This is a genomic window from Leifsonia sp. AK011, assembly GCF_013410945.1.
In the GTDB taxonomy this organism is placed as follows: Bacteria; Actinomycetota; Actinomycetes; order Actinomycetales; family Microbacteriaceae; genus Rhodoglobus.
Window position 1 is genome coordinate 2,634,475 of record NZ_JACCCH010000001.1, and the last position, 22,719, is coordinate 2,657,193.

At 66.8% G+C, this 22,719-nt stretch carries 20 protein-coding genes; 12 read left to right on the forward strand and 8 right to left on the reverse strand.

What is annotated here, in order from left to right; all coding sequences use genetic code 11:
- Window positions 1-257: 257 nt before the first annotated feature.
- Window positions 258-1,163: an XdhC family protein gene (locus HDC94_RS12830; protein ID WP_179498160.1), complete on the reverse strand. Its 906-nt coding sequence runs from the start codon at window positions 1,161-1,163 to the stop codon at window positions 258-260.
- A gap of 86 nt (window positions 1,164-1,249) precedes the next feature.
- Here HDC94_RS12830 and HDC94_RS12835 point away from each other — a divergent pair, with 86 nt between their 5' ends.
- On the forward strand, window positions 1,250-2,521 hold the full coding sequence (locus tag HDC94_RS12835) for an amidohydrolase family protein (RefSeq protein WP_179498162.1): 1,272 nt from the start codon (window positions 1,250-1,252) through the stop codon (window positions 2,519-2,521).
- A 136-nt stretch (window positions 2,522-2,657) separates the two neighbouring features.
- Here the strand turns inward: HDC94_RS12835 and HDC94_RS12840 are convergent, their stop codons facing one another.
- Both HDC94_RS12840 and HDC94_RS12845 read right to left on the reverse strand, forming a co-directional pair.
- Window positions 2,658-3,608, reverse strand: coding sequence for a PDR/VanB family oxidoreductase (locus HDC94_RS12840; RefSeq protein ID WP_179498164.1), 951 nt, complete (start codon window positions 3,606-3,608; stop codon window positions 2,658-2,660).
- Entirely contained in the window at window positions 3,605-4,183 is a 579-nt protein-coding gene (locus HDC94_RS12845) for a helix-turn-helix domain-containing protein (RefSeq protein WP_179499087.1), read from the reverse strand. The genes HDC94_RS12840 and HDC94_RS12845 overlap by 4 nt, the downstream gene beginning before the upstream one ends.
- Window positions 4,184-4,408: 225 nt before the next feature.
- On the opposite strand from HDC94_RS12845, the gene HDC94_RS12850 reads away from it, so the two are divergent.
- The 10 genes from HDC94_RS12850 to HDC94_RS12895 all read left to right on the forward strand — a co-directional run bounded on the left by HDC94_RS12850 (window position 4,409) and on the right by HDC94_RS12895 (window position 14,649).
- Window positions 4,409-5,653: an amidohydrolase family protein gene (locus HDC94_RS12850; protein WP_179498166.1), complete on the forward strand. Its 1,245-nt coding sequence runs from the start codon at window positions 4,409-4,411 to the stop codon at window positions 5,651-5,653.
- A 5-nt stretch (window positions 5,654-5,658) separates the two neighbouring features.
- Window positions 5,659-6,429, forward strand: coding sequence for an ABC transporter ATP-binding protein (locus HDC94_RS12855; protein ID WP_179498168.1), 771 nt, complete (start codon window positions 5,659-5,661; stop codon window positions 6,427-6,429).
- Window positions 6,429-7,292: an ABC transporter permease gene (locus HDC94_RS12860; protein WP_218870577.1), complete on the forward strand. Its 864-nt coding sequence runs from the start codon at window positions 6,429-6,431 to the stop codon at window positions 7,290-7,292. The genes HDC94_RS12855 and HDC94_RS12860 overlap by 1 nt, the downstream gene beginning before the upstream one ends.
- Before the next feature lie 99 nt (window positions 7,293-7,391).
- A complete protein-coding gene (locus tag HDC94_RS12865; RefSeq protein ID WP_179498170.1) occupies window positions 7,392-8,570 on the forward strand; it encodes an ABC transporter substrate-binding protein in 1,179 nt (392 codons plus the stop codon).
- Window positions 8,571-8,639: 69 nt separating this feature from the next.
- Complete coding sequence (locus HDC94_RS12870) at window positions 8,640-9,398, forward strand: SDR family oxidoreductase (protein WP_308495727.1); 759 nt, start codon at window positions 8,640-8,642, stop codon at window positions 9,396-9,398.
- A 26-nt stretch (window positions 9,399-9,424) separates the two neighbouring features.
- Window positions 9,425-10,735 (forward strand): FAD-binding oxidoreductase, encoded by a 1,311-nt coding sequence (locus HDC94_RS12875; protein ID WP_179498172.1) that lies wholly within the window; start codon window positions 9,425-9,427, stop codon window positions 10,733-10,735.
- Window positions 10,732-11,493, forward strand: a complete 762-nt coding sequence (locus HDC94_RS12880) for a creatininase family protein (protein WP_179498174.1) — start codon at window positions 10,732-10,734, stop codon at window positions 11,491-11,493. The genes HDC94_RS12875 and HDC94_RS12880 overlap by 4 nt, the downstream gene beginning before the upstream one ends.
- Window positions 11,490-12,038: a pyridoxamine 5'-phosphate oxidase family protein gene (locus HDC94_RS12885; protein WP_179498176.1), complete on the forward strand. Its 549-nt coding sequence runs from the start codon at window positions 11,490-11,492 to the stop codon at window positions 12,036-12,038. The genes HDC94_RS12880 and HDC94_RS12885 overlap by 4 nt, the downstream gene beginning before the upstream one ends.
- 17 nt (window positions 12,039-12,055) lie before the next feature.
- Complete coding sequence (gene mmuM, locus HDC94_RS12890; RefSeq protein ID WP_179498178.1) at window positions 12,056-12,943, forward strand: homocysteine S-methyltransferase; 888 nt, start codon at window positions 12,056-12,058, stop codon at window positions 12,941-12,943.
- Between the two features lie 113 nt (window positions 12,944-13,056).
- A complete protein-coding gene (locus tag HDC94_RS12895) occupies window positions 13,057-14,649 on the forward strand; it encodes an ABC-F family ATP-binding cassette domain-containing protein (protein WP_218870579.1) in 1,593 nt (530 codons plus the stop codon).
- 3 nt (window positions 14,650-14,652) lie between these two features.
- Here HDC94_RS12895 and HDC94_RS12900 read toward each other — a convergent pair whose 3' ends face one another.
- Together HDC94_RS12900 and HDC94_RS12905 are read right to left on the reverse strand one after the other, a co-directional pair.
- Entirely contained in the window at window positions 14,653-15,219 is a 567-nt protein-coding gene (locus tag HDC94_RS12900) for a class I SAM-dependent methyltransferase (RefSeq protein WP_179498182.1), read from the reverse strand.
- A complete protein-coding gene (locus HDC94_RS12905; RefSeq protein WP_308495728.1) occupies window positions 15,216-16,283 on the reverse strand; it encodes a methylenetetrahydrofolate reductase C-terminal domain-containing protein in 1,068 nt (355 codons plus the stop codon). Before HDC94_RS12905 ends, HDC94_RS12900 begins: the two co-directional genes overlap by 4 nt.
- Before the next feature lie 71 nt (window positions 16,284-16,354).
- Between HDC94_RS12905 and allB the strand changes: the two genes are divergently transcribed.
- Complete coding sequence (gene allB, locus HDC94_RS12910; protein WP_179498186.1) at window positions 16,355-17,671, forward strand: allantoinase AllB; 1,317 nt, start codon at window positions 16,355-16,357, stop codon at window positions 17,669-17,671.
- A 119-nt stretch (window positions 17,672-17,790) separates the two neighbouring features.
- Here allB and HDC94_RS12915 read toward each other — a convergent pair whose 3' ends face one another.
- The 3 genes from HDC94_RS12915 to HDC94_RS12925 form a co-directional block, all read right to left on the reverse strand.
- Window positions 17,791-18,825 (reverse strand): isopenicillin N synthase family oxygenase, encoded by a 1,035-nt coding sequence (locus tag HDC94_RS12915; RefSeq protein ID WP_179498188.1) that lies wholly within the window; start codon window positions 18,823-18,825, stop codon window positions 17,791-17,793.
- A gap of 775 nt (window positions 18,826-19,600) precedes the next feature.
- On the reverse strand, window positions 19,601-20,119 hold the full coding sequence (locus HDC94_RS12920; protein WP_179498190.1) for a hypothetical protein: 519 nt from the start codon (window positions 20,117-20,119) through the stop codon (window positions 19,601-19,603).
- 683 nt (window positions 20,120-20,802) lie between these two features.
- Window positions 20,803-21,300, reverse strand: coding sequence for an RHS repeat-associated core domain-containing protein (locus HDC94_RS12925; protein ID WP_179498192.1), 498 nt, complete (start codon window positions 21,298-21,300; stop codon window positions 20,803-20,805).
- Window positions 21,301-22,719: the final 1,419 nt, after the last annotated feature.

Sequence of the window (22,719 nt, forward strand, 5' to 3'; positions counted from 1 at the left end):
AAGCGCGCACATCTGGGCGCTCCTCGTCACTTTGGTCGCTTCCAGCGATCGCGCGCCGACGCTTACGAGCCGTGGCACGCGGGCGGTGGCACGCGGTGGGCGCCTGCCCAAGAGTCGCCCACAGGGCGTACCGCGAATGCGGCGTCCCCACTCGCCCGCTCGTACTGCCCTCAGAGTGACAAGACGCGATGAAAGTTGCACGACACTTGCCAAGCAGCGCGCTCTTTGCGGAGTTAATGCCCCGTTGAAGCGCCGGGTCAGTGAGGTTGCGAGGCCCCGAGCGACGCGTGAATCGCCCCGGTCGTGGTCGCGAGCGGAGCCGTCGTCGCACCGGAGCGCACCGCGAGCACCTCGGCAAGGATCGACACGGCCGTCTCCTCGGGGGTGGATGCCCCGACATCCAGCCCGATCGGAGACCGAAGCCGCGCGATCGCGTCCTCACTCGCACCGCGCTCGCGCAGCGAGGCCACCCGCCGCTCGTGGGTGGTGCGCGAGCCCATCGCACCGACGAAACCCGCTGGCGACGCGAGGGCGAGCTCCACCAGTTCGGCATCGAAGCGCGCGTCGTGGCTCAGCACACAGATGGCGGAGTTCGAGTCGATGGATGCCCCGCGCAGGTACTCCGTCGGCCACTGCACCACGACCTCAGCGCCCGGAAACCGCGCTGGTGTCGCGAAGAGCGGCCGCGGATCGCACACCGTGACGCGGTACCCGAGTACGCCAGCTGCCGCGGCGAGCGCCGACGAGAACTCCATGGCGCCGAAGATGATCATGCGGCGCTCCACGGGCGCCGGTTCGGTGTAGTCGCGGCATACCTCGATCGGTGCAGAGTCGCCGAGCGCCGCCAACAGCGAGGGCGTCAGCATCTGCACGTGCACCCTGATCTGCCCGCCGCACGTGAGTCCGACGCTGAAGGCTGTTTCGTCGTCGACCCCGTAGTCGACGGTGCGCGGCTCGCCGTCGGCGAGCACCTCCTCGCACACGTCGACAACAGCACCCTCGACGCATCCACCGGCGATCGATCCGATCACCGCGCTGCCGTCGTAGGCCATCGACGTGCCCACGGTGCGGGGCGCGCTACCTTCAACGGAGATCGCCGTGGCGACTGCGATCGGGCGACCTGCGGCCGACGCCGCGAGAAGACGATCCGCGATCTCGTGCATGGCTCCAGCGTCGCACACCGACGGTTTCGTCGGTGTGAACGCGGGCCGTAACTCCACCGACACGACCCGGTGCTAGAAACGACACCATGCTGACCATCACGGGTGCCACCGCCATCGTCGTCGACGACCACACCGAGACGACGGGCGACCTCCACCTCGCCGACGGCCTCGTCGCCGCAACCGCGCCGGGTGCAGAAACACTCGACGCGAGCGGATGCATCGTCACCCCCGGTCTCGTCAACGCTCACCATCACCTCCTCCAGACCGCCTTCCGCACCCTGCCCGGCACGCGCGGCGTTCCCATGGCGCAGTGGCTGCCCACGATGGCAGCCGCGTACGCCGAGGTTGGGGTGGATGCCGAGCTCGCCTCGGTGGCGGCATCCGTCGGCCTCGCCGAAGCGCTGCTCTCCGGGGTCACCACGGTGGCCGACCACCACCTGACATGGCCCAGCGGCGCGGATACCGTCGCCATCGCGACGGCGACGGCCGATGCCGCCGCGTCACTCGGGGCCAGGCTGGTGTTCGTGCGCGGCTCTGCTCGCGACGATCCGCAGGAGGCCGCGGCATCCGCCGATGCGATCGCTACGGCTTTAGCCCCGCGCACGCTCGACGGGATGCTGCAACTCGCGGTCGGCCCGGCCGGCGTGCACAGCGACTCCCGCGAGACCTTCGAGCTGCTCGGCGAGGTCGCGGCGAAGCACGGACTCCGCAGGCGCACCCAGTCGAACGAGCAGGTCGACGTCACGATCGCGCTCGAGAAGTACGGACGCCGCCCCATCGACCTTCTCGAGGAGTGGGGCTGGCTCGCCGACGATGTCACGCTCGCCCACCTGTGCGACGTCACGCCCGAGGAGATAGCGCGACTCGCTTCGGCGGGCGTGACCGCGACCCATGCACCCGGATGCGACCTGCCGATGGGCTGGGGCATCGCTCCGGTCGCCGCCCTGAAGGCAGCCGGCATCCCCGTCGGTCTCGGCACGAGCGGCGGCGGCAGCAACGACGCGGGACACCTGCTCGCGGATGCCCGGCTCGCGATGCAGGTCGCGCCGCTGGTCGGCCCGCCGATCGCCGCGCGCGAGGTGCTCGGTATGGCCATGGCCGGTTCGGCCGCCGGACTCGGCCGCCCCGAACTCGGCACCCTGCGGGAGGGCTCCGCCGCGGACCTCTGCCTGTGGGATGTCTCGGGGGCCGCCGATGCCGGCGTCGCCGACCCCGTCGCCGGTCTCCTCTGGGCCAGCCCCGGCCGTCGTCCCCGCCACGTCGTGGTTGCTGGCCACGTCGTGGTGCGGGACTACGAACTCGTCACCGCCGACGAACACGAACTCGTGGCATCCCTCGCCGCACGCCTTGCCCGCTGACACCCCCCACGGGCTGATCTGCCAAACAGCGCGCTGATGTACAAGAGGCGCGCACCTTTCAACGCAGGTTGCTAAGGAGCGCGCTTTTTGTGGAATGGATACCCGGGGTGGGCGGGTGTGCGTTGCCGCAGCGAGGTTAGAGCTCGAGCACCAGGCGAGGGCACGCGGAGCGGGAGACGCACGGGTACATGACGGTGTTCGCCGCCTGCTCGTCGGGGGTGAGGATCGAGTCGCGGTGGTCGACCTCGCCCTCCATCACCTGGGTCTCGCACGTGCCGCACGTTCCCTCGCGGCACGAGGAGAGCAGCAGCACGCCAGCCTCCTCGATCACCTCGAGCACCGTCTTCTCCGGCGGCACCTCGAGCGTGAGCCCCGAGTAGGCGAGCTCCACCTCGAACGGGCCAGCCAGCACGGGCGGCCCGACCTCCTTCGGTTCAAAGCGCTCGACCTTCAGCTGGCGCCCACGCGCGGCGACCTCGACGGCTTCGATGAGTCGCGCTGGCCCGCAGCAGTACGTGGTCGTGAACGGTTTGAGGTCCGCAAATAGCGCCGAAAGGTCGAGCCGCGCGCCCTCATCGGCAGCGTGAACAGTCACCTGCGACGGGTACGCAGACACGAGCTCATCCAGCAGTGCCATCGTCGACCGCGAGCGCCCCGCGTATTCGAGACGGAAGTCGACACCGGCCGCCGCAGCCGAGGCCACCATGGCCGAGATCGGCGTGATGCCGATGCCGCCGGCGATGAAGAGGTAGCTCGTGCCCTTCTCCGGCACGAATTCGAAGTGGTTGCTCGGCCCCGCGATCGTGATGGTGTCACCGACCGAGCGCTCGTGCATCCATCGGGATCCACCGCGACCGTCGTCCTCACGCAGCACTCCAATACGCCACGTGGGGTCGCCGGGCACTCCGCAGAGCGAGTACTGCCTGGCATCCCCGTCGGGCAGCAGCACGTCGATGTGCGACCCCGGCTGCCATCGAGGCAGAGGAGCGCCGGATGTCGCGGCCAGCTCGAACAATGCGATGCCCTCGGCTCCGCGGCTCTTGCCGACGATGACGGCTTCGAACTCGCCGGTCACGTGTGCCGTCATAGCTTGCGGGGCCTCTCCTTGACCACGAACAACCGGAAACCCCCTGGGCTCACCGCCCGCCACCGGTGCGGGGTTCCCCCACCGTAATAGAGCGAATCTCCGGGCTCCAAAATGAGCGTCCCCTCCGGCCCGAGATCGACCTCGACCGCACCCTCGATCACGTTGAGGAACTCGTCCTCCTCGTGGGCGAAGTAGTCGCCGAACGTCTCGTTGTTGCCCGTGAACTCCATCGGATGGAATCGACGGATGCCGTGGACGAGCATGCGGGCCTCACCCTCGGCGTAGTGGCCCCTCGTTCCCTCCCCCGCGCGCACGACGGTCGCTGCCCGATCGATCACCGAGTCCTGTTCCTCTGCTGCGGCGATGAGCTCGAGCTGGCTGGTGCCGAGCGCCCGAGCGATCTTCTCGAGCGAGACCATGCTGGGTCGCGCAAGGCCCCGTTCGAGCTGGCTCAGGAACGGGTGCGACAGGTCGGAGTCCGCGGCGAGTTGCACGAGCGTGAATCCTCGAGCGCGTCGAAGTTCGCGAATTCGGCTGCCAATGAGCTCGGCCTGTCGATCGAGCGCGGCGGTCAGGGTTGTGACTGGGGTCTCCTCCGGTGGGCTGAGCCACCAGAACTATCACAGCGCGGAGGAGCCCCACGAGTGAATTAGTCTGAATTAACACGTGGAAATGATCGCGTTACGTGCCAGAAACGCGGGATCCCTAGATTCGAACATGTTGAGAGCATCAACATTCGCGTGCTACCAGCCCAATGAAGCGGTGGGGGCATTCCACCCCGAACTCGAAGGCCAAATCGCGTGACACTACTTCCCCTGCAGCTATCGCAGTTGAGGAACGCCACGCTCCCTGACGGGTCCACCTGCGACGTCGAACTCATCGACGACGTCGTCCGCGGTGTGCGTCCCTCCGAGGGCCGCCCGGCGGAGGTCGGGTCGTCCGAACTGGACCTGACCGGCTTCATGTTGCTGCCTGCAGCAGCGGAGCCGCACGCGCACCTCGATAAGGCGCTGACCTGGGACCTCATCAACCCCCCGGCCGGCGATCTCGTGCAGGCCATCGCGTCCTGGCAGGAGTACTCGGCGGGCATGACCGTCGAGTCGATCGCCGACCGCGCTCGAACCCAGGCCCTCGCGATGCTCCGCAACGGCACGACCGCGATCCGCTGCCACGTCGACATCCTGCTCGGCCCGGAGCCCCTTCGCGGGGTGCAGGCCCTCGTGCAGGTGCGTGACGAACTCGCCGACCTCATCGACATCGAGCTCGTCGCCCTCGCCGGATGGCAGGCGACGGATGCCGCGGTCGAAGCCGCCCTCGACCTCGGAGTCGATCTCGTGGGGGGCGCACCGCACCTCGCGCCCGACCCGAGCGCCGATCTCCGACGACTGCTGGCCATCGCTTCCCGCCGCGGCGTCGGTGTGGACCTCCACACCGACGAGGGCCTCACGGGCCACCTGACGATCATCGAGTACGCACGCATCGTCCGCGACTGGCAGCAGCCCGTCTCCGCCGGCCACTGCGTGCGCCTCGGCACCCTCGAGGCGTCCGAACTCGATGAGGTCATCGCTGAGGTGCTCGCGAGCAACATCGGCATCGTGTCGCTGCCGATCACCAACCTCTACCTGCAGGGCTGGGACCACCCGGTCTCGACACCTCGCGGCCTCACCGCGCTGCGCGCTCTCATCGACGCGGGCGTTCGCGTCGGTGCAGGAGCCGACAACGTGCGCGACCCGTTCAACCCGGTGGGGCGCAGCGATGCGTTCGAGACCGCATCCCTCCTCGTGACCGCTGGCCACCTCTCGCTCGAGGAGGCCTGGTCGACGGTGAGCACGGGTTCCCGCTCCGTCATGTCGCTGCCTCCGGCCGGCGTCTCGGTGGGTTCGCGCGCCGAGCTCGTCGCCGTGCGCGGGTCGAGCCTCTCCGACGTGATCGCCAACGCCCCGGCCGACCGCTTCGTCATCCACGCGGGTCGACTCGTCGCCCGCAGCCACGTCGTCACCGACATGGCCATCCCCGCACGATTCCCCCAATTGGAAATGAGGTGACTCCCATGTCCACAGCGACGACGGCACCCGTGGTGACCGACACCGACACGCTGCTCGACTTCCAGGATGTCGCGATGACCTTCCCCGACGGCACGGTGGCTCTCTCCGGTGTCGACCTCACGGTGAAGCGGGGTGAGTTCGTCACCGTCGTCGGCCCCTCGGGCTGCGGCAAGTCGACGCTCCTGCGCATCGCCTCCGGCCTGGAGACGGCGTCCCACGGCACCGCGAAGGTCAGCACCGACCGCATCGGCTACGTGTTCCAGGATGCAACGCTCCTCCCCTGGCGGGACGTGGCATCCAACGTCGAACTGCTCGCGGAACTGCAGGGGATCCGCAAGTCCGAGCGAGCGACCAAAGCACAGGAGGCCATCGAGTTGGTCGGCCTCGCGGGTTTCGAGAAGCACCTGCCCAAGGCGCTCTCCGGCGGCATGCGGATGCGCACGTCGCTGGCCCGCTCGCTGACCCTCGATCCCGAGATCTTCCTGTTTGACGAGCCCTTCGGTGCGCTCGACGAGATCACCCGCGAACGCCTCAATGACGAGTTGCTGCGACTCTTCACTGAGAAGCAGTTCGCGGGCCTTTTCATCACCCACTCCGTGTCCGAGGCCGTGTACCTGTCGACGCGGGTGATCGTGATGTCGGGACGCCCCGGCCACATCGTGGACCAGTTCGAGGTGCCCTTCGACACCCCGCGTGACCCCGAGGTCCGCTTCACCGCCGAGTTCGCCGACCTCGTCGGCAAAGTTTCGCACGCACTCCGAGAGGGGCACGCCTGATGTCCGAGACAGTTCTCACCGCAAACGACGACATGGTCGTTCCAGCTCCCGCGACCGGGGGCACCCCGCACCGGCGCCAGCTGCCGCACGGCCCGGGCAAGATCCTCCTGTGGGGGCCACCGCTGCTCGTGCTCGCCGCAGTGATCGGCGCCTGGTACTTCATCTCACTCGTGATTCTCGGCACGAGGTCGTTCCTTCTTCCGCCGCCGAACGAGGTGCTGGGCACCCTCCTCGTCGAGAAGACCCGAATGGATGTCATCGACGCCTTCCTGAGCACGGCGCAGGTTGCGGTGCTCGGCCTCATCATCGCGTCGGTCATCGGCATCGCCTGGGCGATCCTGATGAACGTCGCGCGGTGGGTGGAGCGGTCGACATTCCCGTACGCAGTGATCCTCCAGGCCGTGCCCATTCTCGCCATCGCACCGGTCATCTCGATCTGGGTCACCGATGCGTTCTGGGCTCGCACCATCGTCTGTGTGCTCATCGCACTCTTCCCGATGGTGTCCAACACCCTCTTCGGACTGCAGTCGGTCGACCGCAGTCATCGGGAGCTCTTCAAACTGCAGAAGGCCTCGCGGTTCACGGTGCTCCGCAAGCTCGAGCTCCCGGCGGCCACTCCGGCGATCTTCGCTGGCCTGCGCATTTCGGCGGGACTTGCTGTCGTCGGAGCGATCGTCGGCGACTTCTTCTTCCAGAAGGGAGAGCTCGGGCTCGGTGCTCTCATGCGCAAGTACCAGAGCCGCGTCGACAACGCTGAGCTTCTCGCCACCGTGCTTGTCGCGGTGGTCTTCGGAGTGCTCGTCTTCCTGCTGTTCGGCCTGCTCGCGCGGCTCGCCGTCGGCAAGTGGTACGACTACAGCTGATTCCACCGGGCACAGCACGCCGCGGCATCCGCTCCCCAAGAAAAACCCACAGACCAACCTGACCCCCTGCACCACACACCAAACACAGAAGGAGATCCAATGCGCACATCCCGCACCCGCGCGATCGTCATCGCCGGCCTCGTGGCCAGCACGATGACGCTCGCCGCCTGCGCCGCACCCGCAGCAGAAGAAGAGGACATGTCCGGCGGTGAGCTCACGATCGGTTCGGTCGACCTCGCCGCAGCCGGTTGCCCCGCGGACATCCGTATCGCCACCGACTGGTTCCCCGAGGCCGAGCACGGTCACCTCTACGAGCTCATCGGCGACGACTACACGATCGAGACCGACACAGAGTTCTCCGTCACGGGCCCGCTCATGGCCAGCGGCGAGTACACCGGAGTCGATGTCACCGTCATCTCCGGTGGTGCCGCGAGTTCCGCGTTCCTGCAGCCGGACGCCATGATGTACTCCGACCCCACCATCTTCATGGGATACGTCGGTTCCGACGAGGCCGTCGTCCACTCCGGCGAGTTCCCGACGGTCGGTGTCTTCGCACCGCTCGAGAAGGACCCGCAGATGATCATGTGGGACCCGGCGACGCTGACGGATGTCAAGTCCATCGCCGACCTCGGTAAGGCTGGCACGTCCATCCGTCTCTTCCCCGGTGGCTTCTACATCGACTACTTCCTGTCGGAGGGAATCCTGCAGGAGTCGCAGCTCGACTACAGCTACGACGGCTCCCCCGCGGGCTTCGTCGCTGCGAACGGAACCGTCGCCCAGCAGGGCTTCGCCTCCGCCGAGCCGTACATCTACGAGAACGAGATCACCGACTGGGCCAAGCCGGTTGACTACCAGCTCATCAACGACGCTGGCTACCCCAAGTACGCCGCTGTCGTCTCGGTGATCCCGGAGAACATCACGGAGTACGAGGAGTGCCTCACGGCGCTCGTACCGGTGCTGCAGCAGGCAACGGTCGACTACTACGCCGCCCCCGAGAAGACGAACGCGCTGATCCTCGACGCTGTCGAGACCTACGACACCTTCTGGGTCTACAGCCAGGGCGTCGCGGACTTCTCGGTCGCAACCCAGCAGGAGATCGGCCTCGTCGGCAACGGTCCGGATGACACGGTCGGCAATGTCGACATGGACCGCGTGCAGTCGCTCGTCGACATCGCTACCGGCATCTACGCGGACGACTCCGAGAAGAACATCACCGAAGGCATCACGGCCGAGGACATCTTCACGGACAAGTTCATCGACCCGTCCATCGGGTTCTAGTTCCACCCGTAACACAGCACCCGCAGTTGGATAACAACTGCACCCGATAACACCGAAAGAGCCCCGCCAGTGACTGACGTCTCCACCCCCGAGCTCCGGCTCGCAGGAAAGCGCATCGTCATCACTGGCGGGGCTCGCGGTATCGGCGGAGCCATCGCGGCCCGCTACGTGGCCGAGGGGGCTCGCGTGAGCATCCTCGACCGCCTCGCCGCCGAGGGAGCCGCACACGCGGCATCCCTCGGCGCAGACTTCCACGAGGTGGACCTGCTGGACCCGCTCGACGCCGAGCGCGCGACCAAGGCCGCCGTCGAGGGACTCGGAGGGGTTGACGTGCTCGTCAACTCCGCCGGCATCCTGCGTTTCACTCCCCTGCTCGACCTCACGGTCAAGGACTGGAACGAGACCTTCTCCATCAACACGCGCGCCATGCTCACGACGATGCAGGTGTGCGTGCGCAGCATGATCGCCGAGGGCACGAGCGGCAAGATCATCAACCTCGCGAGCATGGCAGCCAAGAAGGGCGGGGCGGGCGAGGGCGCCTACCCTGCATCCAAGGCTGCGGTCGTCGCACTGACCCGCCAGGCCGCACTCGAATGGGGCGTGCACGGCATCACCGCGAACTCGCTGTGCCCCGGCTACATCCTCACCGAGATGGGTGCGGCTACGCGCACCCAGGAGAAGATCGACGCGTGGTCGGCGTACTCGCCGCTCGGGCGCCTCGGTGAACCGTCGGATGTCGCATCCGTCGCTCTCTTTCTCGCAAGCTCAGACTCCGACTACCTCACCGGCCAGGCGATCAACGTCACCGGTGGGATGGTCATGCACTAATCGCCACCACGAACGGACGCACCACCATGACTGTCGAAGCCCTCGCCGAAGAACTCAGGACCCTGCTCGGGGACACCGGTGTCAGCACGGATCTCGCGGCGCGGGAGCGAGCATCGATCGACGGCGCGCGGCTCTCGCCCGTGATCAGTGAGCAGTTGCCGCTGGGTCTCGCGGACATCGTTGCCTACCCGACCACCTCGGCGCTCATCGCCGCGACCGTCGCAGCGGCCGTGCGCCACGGGGTTCCGATCACCCCACGCGGCAAGGGCACCGGCAACTACGGCCAGGCCATCCCGTTCGAGGGTGGTCTCGTGCTCGACACCTCGCGCGCGCGGCAGATCGTCGAGGTCGGCGATGGCTACCTCGTGGCCGAGGCCGGCGCGACGCTCGTCTCCATCGAGCTCGCCGCCAACAAGGCAGGTCAGCAGGTACTCATGTACCCGTCCACCGCGAACTCCACGATCGGCGGCTTCATCTCGGGCGGCTCCGGCGGCACGGGCTCGATCAAACACGGCATGCTCCACGAGGACTTCGTGCTCGCGCTCGACGTCGTGCACGCCGTGCCGGATGCCGAGCTAGTCCACCTCGAGGGCAAGGACACCGAGCCGTACATCCACAACTACGGCACCGCCGGAATCGTCGCGACGGTCACCGTCGCGCTCGAGCCCCTGCAGGACTGGCGAGCGTTCTACGCGAGCTTCGACACCTTCGAGCAGGCGCTCTCGGTGATCCGGCCCTTCGCCGATCTCGAGCCCACGCCGCGCCTGGTGTCCGCCGACCTCCCGACCCTGGCCGAGGCACTGCCCAGCAACCCCGCGATTCCCGCGGGACGGGCATCCCTTCGGGCGATCCTGGATGTCGCATCCCTCGAGGCCGCGACCGCGCTCGTCGAGGGTGCCGGCGGCCGCGTCGAGGACATCCGCGAGGGAGCACAGGAGTCGATGAAGCTCTCGATGATGAGCTACAACCACCCCATCGAGTGGCTGCAGAAGGCTTACCCCAACACGTACTTCCACGTCGAGGTCGCGGGCGACGCGCTCGTCGACCGTATCGACGAGGTGCACGCGGTCTACCCTGGCGGCATGCTGCACATCGAAGCGCAGAAGGGCCGACCGATCGGGATGCTCGCCGGCACGTACACGACTGCCGATGACGTCTGGGCGGGCTTCGACAAGCTCGCCGCCCTGGGGATCGGCTTCCACAACCCGCACCAGTGGTTCGTCGACTACGAGCCCGAGCGCACCCTCGAACTTGCCGAGACGACCGACCCGCAGAACCTGCTCAACCCCGGCAAGCTCCAGGCGAAGCCCGCCGTGGCGACCGGGAGCCAGGTGTGAGCCGCCTGCTCACCGACCTGCCGGGGCCCGCTCTGGCGACGACCCTCACGGCCGAATCGATCATCGTGCTGCCGGTCGGCTCGATCGAGCACCACGGACCGCACCTCCCGCTGTCGACCGACCTGATCATGGCCGACGAGCTCTCCCGACGCATCGTCGAAGCGTCGCCGTTGGATGTCTGGCTCCTCCCGCCGCTCGCCTTCACCAAGTCCGACGAGCACGACTGGGCCCCCGGCACCGTCTGGATCGGCTGGGAGACGCTCATGCGCACGGTCGTCGAGATCGGTGACTCCATCGCTGCCACGCCCGCTCGCACCCTCGTGTTCTACAACGGACACGGCGGCAATATAGCGCTCCTCCAGGTGGCTCTGCGGGAGATCCGGCGCAGGACGGGGCTCCGCACTTTCCTCATGAGCGCCTCGGTGCCCGCAGGGGAGACCGAGGCGGGGTTCGGCATCCACGGCGGCCACGGCGAGACCTCGCTGATCATGGCGCTGCGCCCGGACCTGGTTCACCTCACGATGACTGAGCGTTGGGTTCCCGACCACCTCGCCGAGTTCGAGCAGGTGAAGTTCAACGGCGGGCCGGTGGCCTTCGGGTGGGTCTCCAACGACTTCGGGCCGTCTGGCGTGGTGGGCGACCCCACCACGGCGAACCTCGCAGAGGGCGAGGCGCTGCTCGCGGCATCCGTCGCCCAGGGTGTCGCTGCGCTCGACGAGATCTCGCGGTTCCGCCACAGCCCGGGAGCGCAACTGTGAGCGAACACTGGCAGAAGCTCGTCGAGTGGCTTCCCGCGAACGACGACCCGAACCGCCCGCGCATCACACTCTCGACGGCGGTGCCGGATGCCAGAACTCTCCTCATGAGCGAGTTCGATGAGCACGGCTTCTACTTCCACACCGACTCGCGGTCCCGCAAGGTGCAGCAACTCGCGGACGACCCGCGCGTGGCGCTGACGTTCCTGTGGCCCGACTTCACGCGGCAGCTCGTGGTGCTCGGCGACGCGGAACTCGCCCCCATCGAAGAACAGGCCCGCGCCTACCGCGCGCGATCGGCCTACCTCAAACAGCTCGCCTGGCTCAACGACTACGAGAACGCGCAGCTGCCCGTCGAGGAACGGCGCGAGCGCTGGGCGTCGTTCACCGATGACCCCGACGCTCTCCAGCCGCCCGCGACCTGGGTCGGCTTCCTCGTGCGCCCGCACCGCCTGACCTTCTGGGAGGGCGACCCGCTCGCCGCCTCCCGCCGCACCGAGTTCACCCTCACCGACGGCGACTGGGAGAAGTCCTACCTCCCCGGATAGCGTGACACCATCGAGGGATGCAGCGTCCCTTCACCGTGCTCGATGGTGGGCTGTCGACCGTGCTCGAGGACGCAGGCCACAACCTTCGGCATGAGTTGTGGACCGCGCGGCTGATCACTCAGCAACCCGAGGCTTTGGTCGAGGCACACCGTGCCTTCGTCACCGCCGGCGCCGAGGTCATCATCACCTCCAGCTACCAGGCGAGCGTCGGCGGGTTTGAGGCCGCGGGCCTGAGTCGAGCAAAGGCCGAGGCCGCACTGCGCTCGACCACGAGGTTGGCGCGAGAAGCCGTAGCGGATGCGACGGCCGTAGTCGCGGCATCCGTCGGCCCCTTCGGCGCGACCCTCGCCAACGGCTCCGAGTACCACGGACGCTACGGAATCGATCACAACGACCTCCGCGACTTCCACCGGTCGCGCCTCGAGCTGCTCATCGACTCCGCGCCCGACCTCCTCGCGATCGAGACCATCCCCACCGTCGCCGAGGCCCGAGCCCTGGGCGAGGCGCTCGACGGGCTCGACGCTCCCCCGATCTGGTTCGCCTTCACGTGCGGCGATGGTGGGCACACGGCGGGCGGTGACCGCATCGAGGACGCGATCACCGTGGCCAGTGGCATCCCCGGGGTCGCGGCGGTGGGCGTGAACTGCACGTCGCCCGAGCACATCGGGGAACTGCTGCGCCGGGCATCCACCGTGACCGACCTTCCGCTGCTCGCCTACGCCAACGGCGGGCAGGTCTGGAACTCGGCCCTCGGCGTGTGGGAGGGCCCACCCGTCGCGGCCAATGACCGCGCGGTCGTCGGAGAGTGGCTAGACGCCGGAGCACGCATCGTGGGCGGATGCTGCGGGGTCGGCGCCGCAGGCATCGCCGGGTTGCGCGCCTGGCGCGACGGGCTCCCCACTTGACCCGCCCGCCCCGGTGCGCTTAGTCTCGACGCCGTGATCCTGTAAGTCCTGACCTCCCCGCGTCCGCGGCCATGCCCGGCGGGGTTCGTTCCCACGGACAGGACACACCCCTCTTGCCAGCGATATCTTTGCTGCGCGCCGACGGCATCTCGCATGCCTACGGCGACCGCACGGTCCTCACCGACCTCTCCCTCACCGTCTCCGCCGGTCAACGACTCGGCCTCCTCGGCGACAACGGCGCCGGAAAGTCGACGCTGCTGCGTCTGCTGGCTGGCATCGAGGAGCCCGACCGGGGCGACATCCAGCGCCCCGAACGCACCGGGTACCTAGCCCAGGAGGTGCGCTTCGACGATGCCGCTCCCCTGTCGGCGCTCATCGAGGACGCCATTGCACCACTGCGCGCGGTCGACCGTGAGATAGCGGATGCCGCGGCATCCCTCACCACGGACCCGACAGCCGAGGCACGCTACGCCGCAGCGCTCGAGCTCGCGGAGGCCATGGATCTCTGGAGCCTCGAGTCACGCCGTGATGCGCTGCTCGAGGGGCTCGGGGTGGCCGGCATCCCACTCGACCGCACGCTCGGAGAGGTCTCGGGCGGACAGCGCAGCCGAGTAGCGCTCGCTGCGCTCCTCCTTGGGCGGCCCGGCGCGCTGCTGCTCGACGAACCGACCAACCACCTCGACGACGACGCGGTGGACTTCCTCGCCAACACCCTGCAGGAATGGCGCGGAGCCATCGTGTTCGCCAGCCATGACCGTGACTTCCTCGACGATGTCGCCACGGGGTTGCTCGACATCGACCCGTCGCGCGCTGGCGTCACGCGCTTCGGCGGCAACTACAGCGAGTACCTCGCTGCGAAGGCGGCCGAGCGCACGCGGTGGGAGGCAACCTTCGCGGCGGAGGAGAAGGAGCTGGCGACGCTGCAGGCCAACGCTCTCGGTAGTGCGCGCACCGTCGCCCACGATCGCGGCCCGCGGGACAACGACAAGTTCATCACCCGGTTCAAGGGCGGCAACGTGCAGAAGACGATCGCGCGCCGCGTGCGGAACGTGGAGGGGCGCATCGAGGACCTACTCGAGACGCGGGTCGAGGAGCCGCCCGAGGCGCTCAGGTTCCGTGGCATCACGCGCGGCTCGCACCCGCTCGAGGGTGAGGTGCTGAGGGCCACGGGAGTTCGAGTTGACGGGAGGCTGCGGCTCGACGAGCTGGTCGTGGCATCCGCGGATCGGGTGCTCGTGACCGGGGCTAACGGCGCGGGCAAGTCGACACTGCTCAGTGTGCTCGCTGGCCGGATTCGACCGGATGCCGGCACCCTCGAGCGACGCCGGGGGCTCCGGATCGCATTGCTCGAACAGGATGTTCGGTGGGCCGACCCCTCGCTGAGTGCGCTGTCGATCTACGAGCGCACACTCGGTGAGCAGCGAGCCGAAGCGGTGCCTCTGGCGAGCCTCGGTCTTCTCACCGAACGGGACGCCGAGAGAGCGGTCGGTGCACTGTCGATAGGGCAGCAGAGACGCGCGGCGCTCGCGCTCATCATTGCGAAGCCGCCGCACGTGTTCCTCCTCGATGAACCGACCAACCACCTGTCACTCACCCTCGCGACCGAGCTGGAGGATGCGCTCGACAGCTACCCGGGCGCGGTCGTCGTGGCGAGCCACGACAGGTGGCTACGGCGACGGTGGAACGGACGCGAGATGCCGCTGTGAGTCCTATCGACGCGCGATGAGTACCGTGTCGAGGGCCGTACCGGCTGCGGTCTCGCGCTCGGCCTGGGCGCACTCGAGGATCTCGAGGCCGGATGCCGCGGCGCGCAGTTGCTCGACGGTCGTGAGGATCGCGGGGTCCTGTGGCCCGCCCACCGTGTTCTCGCGATCGTGGGACACCAGCGCGAGCGTGCCGCCCGGCGCGAGGTAGCTGGCGGCGTTGCCGATCGCGAGGGCCAGCGCGTCCGCCCGGAGTTGCAGGTAGGCAACGACCACGAGGTCGACGAGCTGCGGGCTGACCCAGGCCGTGGCATCCGCCGTGACCCACTCGATGTCGAGGCCCTTCTCGGCCGCCTTCGCAGCTCCCGTCGCGAGTCCCACGGACGAGAAGTCAACGGCCGTGACCTCCCAGCCGCGCTCGGCCAGCCAGATCGCGTTGCGACCCTCTCCGGCGCCGAGGTCGACCGCGAGGCCCGGATCGAGCGAGGCTACGGTGGCCGCCACCCACGCGTTCGGGGTGTCCGACCAGACCGAACCCGCTGCGTACCGCTCGTCCCAGAACTCGCGGCTCACGCGAGAACCTCGCGACCGATGCGGGCGAGCGCCTCGGCGAACCACGCCTCACGACCGGGGCCGGTTCCCCCCGAGAGGTTGACGCCGGCGACGCCCTCGATCGACAGGAAACCATGCGCGAGCTCGACCGCAGCCGCGATCCCCTCCTCGAACGGGTCGGTCGCCGACAGGATCCGGTCGAGGTAGCCGGGTGGCAGCACGAGGGTGGTGAAGGTGCGCAGCAGGCTCGCGCTCTCGCGATCGATGACCACGGGGATGCAGGGGATGTACTTCATGTCAGCCCCGAGATCCTGCGCCCGGCCGATGAAGTCGGCGACCGGCGCCACACCCCCGGCGTGATTGACGAAGCACACCTCGGCCCCGGCACGCATCTTCTCGAGCAGCCGGTCGGGCCGGCGACCCACGGGAGGCGTCGCGGGAGCTTCTGCCACCGAGACGAGATGTCCGTTCGCCCGGGCGAGGGATGCCGCCTCCGTCGAGTCCAGGTCGAACACGGGCTTCGCGTCCGGACGCTGGCCGGTGTTGGTGTGGTCGCCCGTTACGCAGTGGACCCCGGCGACCCCGACGTGCGCGAGGGCTGCAAGTTCGCCCTCCATCGCGACACGGTTGCGGTCGCGGCAGTTGAAGCCCGTCCAGGCCAGGAGCCCGGTCGCCTGGATGAGTGAAGCCCGGTACGCAGGGGGGAACTGCACACGCGCAGCCCCCGCGTCACCCGCGAGCACGGCATCCACCGACCCTGCCAGCAGCGTCGCGCATTCGGTGAGGGATGCCGCATCCAGAGCCCGCGCCGGGAAGTCGGCCACCACAACCGGCCGCACCCCCATGAGCTCGCGCATAGCGGTCGCTCCCGCCGACACGGGCGACGGCGGAACGGGATCGGAGTGCCCTGGCTGCTCCTCCGAGTCCACACCGTGCCAGCGCACCGTGGGCGTTTCGAGGAACACGCACGCGTGCGGCGCGACCTCACAGGTGCCGTCGAACTCGACCCCACCGCAGGGCCCGTAGACCATGCTCTTGGGGCACGAGAAAGGGGCTTCTGTCACGTCGAGGAGCTCGGTCGGCACGGGGGAAACTCCTCTGAAATGTTGGTCTGTTTCAATGGTAGCCACAACGGAAACACGGAACGGACGGCACGATGGGCAACAGGTACGAGCTGGTCGTGCGCGCGTCATCCGTGCTCGTCGACGGGGTGTTCCAGCCACGCGAGATCGGCGTTCGGGAGGGTCACATCGAGGCGGTCTCCGAGCTTCCGCTGCAGGGTGAGACCGTCGTCACGCTCGCCGACGATGAGGTTCTCCTGCCGGGTGTCGTCGACTCGCACGTTCACGTGAACGAGCCGGGCCGCACCGAGTGGGAGGGCTTCGCGACAGCGACTCGCGCCGCAGCCGCGGGCGGCGTGACAACGATCATCGACATGCCGCTCAACAGCATCCCCGCGACGACGACGGTGTCAGCGCTTGAGGCCAAACGCGCGGTCGCCGCTGAGAAGGCCGTCATTGACGTCGGCTTCTGGGGTGGCGCGGTTCCCGAGAATCTCGGAACGCTGCGCGGGCTGCACGAAGCTGGTGTCTACGGGTTCAAGGCCTTCCTCGCGCCCTCGGGGGTCGACGAATTCGGGCACCTCGACACCCCGCAGCTGTTCGCAGCGCTGGAGGAGATCGCGTCCTTCGACGGGCTCCTCATCGTGCACGCCGAGGACCCGGCCGTGCTCGACGCACACGCCAACCACGGCGGCCGCGACTACCACCGGTTCGTGGAGTCCCGTCCCGATGAGGCCGAGATCACTGCCATAGGCAACGTGATCGAGGGGGTGCGGCGCACGGGTGCTCGCGCCCACATCCTGCACCTGTCCTCGGCCGCTGCCCTGCCCGAGCTGCGTGCCGCGCGCGCCGAGGGGCTGCCCATCACGGTGGAGACGTGCCCGCACTACCTCACGCTCTCGGAGGAGCAGATCGCGGATGGGGCGACCCAGTTCAAGTGCTGCCCGCCGATTCGGGATGACGCGAACCGCGACCTCCTTTGGCGGGCGCTGCTCGAAGGCGACATCGACATCGTGGTGAGCGACCACTCCCCCGCGACCGTCGACCTCAAGACCCGAGGAGGCGGCGACTTCGAGGAGGCCTGGGGCGGCATCGCAGGCCTCCAGCTCGAACTCCCTGCCGTCTGGACGGAGGCCGCTCGTCGAGGCATCGGCCTCGAACGCGTACTGCAGTGGATGTCGCGGGGCCCGGCCGATTTCGTAGGCCTCTCGCAGAAGGGCCGCATCGCCGTGGGAGCCGACGCCGACCTCGTAGCCTTCGCCCCGGATGCCACGTGGACCGTGCACAAGGAACAGCTCCTGCACCGCAACCCCGTCTCCGCCTACGACGGCCGCGAGCTGCGCGGCGCCGTCCGCCGCACGTGGGTGCGCGGTGCGGAGCCGGTGGCGGGGGCGCTGCTTAGGCGCGGGTGAGGTTTCGATAACGCCGGGCTTCGCCGCGGCTACTCAACCAGCGAGTTCTTGCGGGTTGAGTAGGCCCGCGAAGCGGCCGTTATCGAAACCTCACCGACGTAAAACGACAACCACGAGACCTACCGAGCAGCCCGCACCCGCGCCGCCTCACGCTCAGCCTTCGTGTTCAGCCGCCCGCCACGCGAGCCCGCGAGCTTCGCCTTGCGGTGCTCCGCCACCGTGATCGGCTCGTAGAGCAGTTCCTCGCCGGGGGCCAGCAGCTCCGGGATGGGTGCGATCACGGCATCCGGTCGTCCACCGTGGAAGTACGCGACGCTCCGACGCCGCTCGATGCGACCGTCGATCACGGGCGGCTTCACGCGGTGGAGCGTCGACATCCATTGGTCGTTGGTCCAGCCGGCCATGTTGTCGGCGAGGTTCACGAGCAGGGCGCCATCGGCGGGGTTGACGTCGTTCCAACTCCCGTCGGTGCCGAGCACCTGCAGCCCCTTAACCTGGTCAGCCCACAGCACGGTCACGATGTCGTAGTCGGTGTGCTCACCCATACCGCGGAGCTCTCCATCGAGGTCGACGGTGCCCGGCGGCAGGGCGTAGTTGTTGATGCGCATCGTCGCGGTGTTGTGGGTCGTGGCATCCGCGAAGAAGTCCGACGGGAGTCCAAGCGCGTCGGGGAAGATCGTCACGAGCGTCTCCGCCACCCGTCGCGCTTCAGCGAAGTAGGCCATCACACGCTCCCGGAACAGCGGAACATCCGGCCAGACGTTCTCCTGGTACTCGCTCTCCGGCAGGTCCACGCCCGGGTAGTCGGCGCGCGTGAGGCCCACGTTGAACGCCTCGAAGAAGTCGTTCATGAGGGACGCATTCACGACGCCGAGCGAGAGGCTGAGACTCTCGGACTTGGGCGGCGAGTACCCGCGATTGACGCCGCGCGGCGTGCGCATGAGCATCTTCGTGTCCATGTCCTGGGCGAAGAAATCGTCGATCGCCTGCTTCAACCCGTCGATGGTCTCGTCGGGGACGGCGTGTCCGATCACCTGCACAAACCCGACCGTGCGGCACGCGCCATCCCACGCTCTAGCGACCGCCGCCTTCTCTTCGGGCGTTCCGCCCTTCACGTACGGCGTGATGTCGACGGTGGGCACTTCGAAGGCCATGGCGGCTCCCTTCGGCAACGGATGCCGCGACCCTACGCCCCTCGTGTGACCGTGGTGTAACGCGGCCGATTCGTCACCCCACTCTGGCTACAGATCGGGCAGAACAAATCCATATCCGCGCCGCAGGAGCTCGAGAAAATACTCACAGGCGTCTTCCTCACGGGCGAAGACTCGCTCCGAAACGCGGTTCCCGCGCTCCGAGTAGTAGACGTACCACAGACCTGATCGCGAATGATCGAGCACCATGGCTTCAGAGGGGTTGCCACCTTCTAGGGAGTAGGAGTCCGCTGGGACACCCTTCTGCTGAAGGTAGGAGGCTAGGTCGGGCTTGTTCAACTCAGAACCTCGCCTGCCAAGCGGGACCTCGAATCAGCGTCAGACCGGCCCGTCACCGCTGTCATTGCCTTCCGCCGACAGTTGTCGAGTCTCGCGGGAATGCAAGATCGGACTTCATACGAGATCACTGATCTGCCGAGGAGCCCAAGCAACGCAGGGACTGCACCGAGCAGGTCGTCATGGCGAGATTCCTTGCCAGGCATCCCGATCTCTATAGATCCCTCAACAGTGACGAGCGCGTCTGAATCAAACGCGAGGACTAGTTCATTCTGGCCCACTCGGAGCTGGATGAAGACGGATGCTGGCAGGAAGCTGAGGTCAGCGTGTTTATCGAGGCCATACATAACTACTCCTTTGGCAGCGGTTGCGCTCGAGACGCGCTGACCCAGGTGCTCACTTTCGCCACTGAAACAACGTTCCTCCAAACTCTCGCGTGGTCCTAACTCCATTTCCCCAGCGAAGTGAAGGTAACCGGATCGATGGCATAGTCCCAGGACTGCTGGAGCGTCGACAGGTATGCCTCGTCCATCTCGCTATAGTCCGGATAGGCATCCGGGTGTCCAGGCTTCGATACCTGGCCCGTAACGAGAACGACACCCTCGCACTCAAACGAGACAGACTCGCCTCGCGCTAGGTCGAGAGTCGCGATGATCCCGTCGCCGACCGCGAGGGAGTGCTTTCCGATCGCCCGGAAACTTGGAGTAAGAAATCGACCCTCCGTGCGGTACGAAAACTGCGACACTCGTCGGCAAACGAGAAGTGCAAAGTCGCCGATGCTGAGGTTATCGTCACCCAGCCTGAGGATCGACGCTACGCTACCTCGCCATGGTTGCCACCTAACGTCGAACGGTTCGGCATAGTCCAAGATGCCGCCCTTCAGATCAACGTTAGGAAACGCTTCCGATGCGAGCTTGTTCAGGGCAACCGGCTCAATCAGTTGCTCAACTGTGGTCGTCATTTTCGTGTCCTCTAGTCGTTTGGGCCAAACTCAATGTGCCAGTACGGATCGGACTTCTTCATAGTCTGTCCTGTCACCGGATGGACTGCTTGAGGGTTCGTCGGGTTGGAGTTCTGGTACACCACGTAGCCGTTTTGCTTCGAATCCGTGGGGTCCATGACTCGAACGGATCCCACACGTTGGGATAGCCCATGACTTGCCGGGTTCGGGATCGGGTAAACCAAGCCTTTGCCCGTATTCGATAGGTTAGCGGGCCCGTATTGCGGGATTGCGAAAGTTTCGCCCGCAGGCCCTGTCACGGCGTTAGGTACCGCTCTGCCAGAGGTGAACTGGGTCGGAGGGTTCACCGATATTGCACCACCCGGCGCCCGTACACCGGCACCGCCTACCAGTGCCCCGAGGAGGGGCAACATGGCGTCCTTTTTGTCGGAGATGGCTTGCGTGCCGCGAATGTAGTCCCGCAGCCACTGCGGTTGACCCGCGAGAGCCTGATCCTGCATTGCCCTGCCGCAGGCCTGGTTGAGGGCCAGCTGCTGGGAGCTGAAGCCAACAGCCATGTCGTTGCAGGTGAACACACGACCCTGGTCCCTACGTATCGAGGTTGGTCGTGGCACCCCACACGGGTTGAACGACATCGTTCCGCACCCGGGCGGATTCCACGTCTCCGGATGCCGCGGCGGGGACTACGAACTACCCGACGCCGAACCACCACCCGAACGTGAACCACCTCCGGTGGTGCCAGTGATGATCGCGTTGCACTCCCAGCCGTGACATCCCGTGCTCTTCGCGCTGGCCTTCCGGGCTGCGATGATGTCTCGTTCCATACGGTCGGCGGTGAGGAACCCGAACGCATCCACGAACGTGGCAGGGTTGCCCTCCGTGTACCCGTAGCGGGCCTGCGAGGCCGGGTCGGTGAGGGTGCCCCGCCAGGTGTCCGGGGTCAACCAGGTGCTCGTGAACGTGTCGAACGTGCGGGCAAAGTACGACGAGTACCCCGTCGTGGTGCCCGACAGTTCACCGGTGAACCCGGTCACGGCAGCGAAGCCGGTGGAGGCGTAGGTGGGGACCCCGTAGTCGGAGTAGTCCGCCAACCCATCCACACGACCGTCAGCATCGGTGGTCGCGATTGCGGACCCGAGACGATCCCCGAGGACCCAGGTCGGGTCATCCCCGCCCTGCAACGCCTTCCCAAGTACCCCAGTTCAGTGAGGGTACTTACTTTTCCGCGGAGGGATACTGCGTGCTCCCGCCGCGCGGAGCAGCTCAGACCCCCAGCGGTTCCCTCCCAAGGAACCCAACAGTGACGCCCAATTCGTCGGGCTACGGTCGCAGTCCCATTCGTCTGTAGGCACGCGCGCGTCTGACGTTGAGTAGGCACTCGATCGAGAACTTTCTGGGCTCGCTGCTTGCCAGGTAGTTGGCAATCCACGTCGTCTGCGCATCGAGAGGCAAGAGTATCGCGTCCTCGTCCCCCCCTTCCAGACAAGCAATCCAGACCGCCACGTTGAAGAACTCGTTTGAGCCAGACGGAGCGAGTTCGACGAACCACTGGCCGCGATCGACCAGCACCTGAACGGTGCCGCGAGGTGTCTCAGACCGCAACTCCTGATTGACGGGAGAATCGAACCGAACCACCGAGAGGGAAGCTCGTCTGCTCGTGAGGAACTCTGCGAGAGCCCGCACAGATGGGGGTGCGAGCGAAAGGTCCGGCATTATTTGCCTCCCGGTACCATCTGCGTTCCAGCTGGATTTGAAACGTACCCACGGCTAGTCAAGAAGGCGATCTCTCTCTCAAGGGAACTTCCTTCCTTCACCTGATTCAGGGGTGTCGCGAGTTGAATCTCGCTACCTTGAGAGATCGCGTCTTCCAAGAACCGCTGATTTCGAATCCATTGCTCTGATGCAGACATTGAAGACCATGCGTCATCGCCAATGCTAAATGTGCGAGCTCCCGTGGTTTGTGCGTTGTCATTTCTCGCCCTCTAATTCCCAGTGCCACATAGGATCGTCTTTTCCGACCGTTTTGCCCGAGTACGGGTTCTCTGTCTGCGGCTTGCCTACGGCTGCGCAGCTGAGTAAGAGACATACCCGGTTGGCTGTGGGAATGGCTCCTTATTGTGCGGATCCATGATCCTCACGTCGGTCACGTTACTTGCGAGCCCATGCCCACCGCTTCCTCCAACATATTGAACCCCCGGGGCGTTCTGATCTTCCCTCGGTTTGCCGGACGCCTACCATCGGACGTGCCCGAGACTCATTCCTCGCGGTCTAGGAGCTACTCGTCGAACCAGACGTCTTCAAAGCCTTCGGCTAGCAGGAACCGCCAGCCCGCCGGCAGGGCCAGGTACGCCAGCGCCTCTGGCCGGTGTTCCGCGACGTGTTCGTAGTGGATGCTTCGAAAGAAGTCATTCGAGTCCGAGTACTCACCCGACCAGATGTACCACGTAGACAAGCCGTCAGCTCGCTGCCGCAGCCCATGTAGGGGTTCTGAACCTCGAAGAGCACCCTCGGAGATCCCCAGTCGGCTCCCTGCTTGAGGATAATCAGGGACTACCCCGAACCGATCACACAAGGCTCGCTGCTCGGAGATTGTTGTCATT